Below are 1178 nucleotides of genomic sequence, written 5' to 3' on the forward strand. Positions count from 1 at the left end.
GCAAGCATTTATTTGATACTTTGGATGAAGTACAAGATTATGCAACAAACTGGTTGTGGCATTACAACCATGAAAGACCACATCAAGCTAACAAAGGAAAGCCACCTCTAATGGCTGCTTAACCTCTGCTTTTAACTTCGGTTATTTATGGGAGGATTACCATACCACCAACCGTGATATCAACAATACCCAAGAAATTACTCGTGATCAGACCACAGGTATGCTGGATGGTTCAGTAACGATTGATCATCGATTACTGACAGAAGCTGGACGACAGGAGATTATTCAAGAACAGAAGGATTTGCCAGAGAATTTCCGTCAAAGTGCAGAAAATTTAGCACAAGCCTTACCAGCGGGTGAGTATAAAGATAAGGCTTTACAAACACTAAATAATATTCAGGCAAGGCTTTACAATTTACCAAGTGAATATAAAGAAACGGGTGTAGTTGGTGACAAAGTTGCAAGTGAATTGCTCAAACGAGGGATAGAGCCAAAAGAAGTTGAAGCTTTATTTTCTAAATTAGATTTTTTCTATGCAGCAAAAGAGTTTAGTGAAATTCAGAGTCAACTAGATACATTAGCTCAATCTGGTGTTGGTTTAGAAACGATTTTTAAACAACCTAAAATAGGCGTAAATGAACAAGAAGTAATTTATGCGAAAGGAACTGACATTGAGACAAAAGTTACGACCCAAACCACAGTTGGTATGACGATATTAAGCAATATTGCTGATTTAGGAAATAATATAAAGCAGATTAGTGAAGATACTGGAGTTGATTTAGGTACTGTTCAACTTGCGGTAGGACTAATGATTTCAGGCCCAGTCCGTTTAGCAATTGAGACAGGAAAATCTTTAGCTTTAGATAGTGCGGTAGGAGCTGAAATAGCTCAAGGATTTGATGCGCTGGCGACATCATTAACTGCCGCCGCTCATGTTACCAATTCAAATACGATTAATAATTGGACTAATTCAGAGAAAGTTAAAGAAATTGAAGCCTCAACATCTGAAAATAAATTAGATGAATTGAAATTTGCAAATGAAATTGAAAAAAATCTCTGTACACGACAAAAATAGATAACTCATTGAAATAATGTCACAATAATTGTTTTCTAACGACGAATACTATGACACATCTCAATGAGTTATATCTTATCTTAAACAAATCTCTAAAATGGAA

General features: G+C 35.8%; 2 protein-coding genes. Both read left to right on the top strand.

What is annotated here, in order from left to right; translation table 11 throughout:
- A partial coding sequence (locus FTU66_RS13525; protein WP_179989171.1) for an integrase core domain-containing protein occupies positions 1-122 on the top strand: 122 nt, incomplete at its 5' end.
- 98 nt (positions 123-220) lie between these two features.
- Positions 221-1075 (top strand): hypothetical protein, encoded by an 855-nt coding sequence (locus FTU66_RS13530; RefSeq protein WP_179990508.1) that lies wholly within the window; start codon positions 221-223, stop codon positions 1073-1075.
- The last annotated feature ends 103 nt before the right edge of the window (positions 1076-1178 follow it).

Origin of the sequence: Acinetobacter sp. YH12131 (assembly GCF_013418635.1) — a bacterium.
Lineage (GTDB): Bacteria > Pseudomonadota > Gammaproteobacteria > Pseudomonadales > Moraxellaceae > Acinetobacter > Acinetobacter towneri.

Coding starts and splice junctions, on each gene's coding strand:
- FTU66_RS13530 (WP_179990508.1), top strand. CDS start 221: ATGCTGGATGGTTCAGTAACGATTGATCATCGATTACTGACAGAAGCT.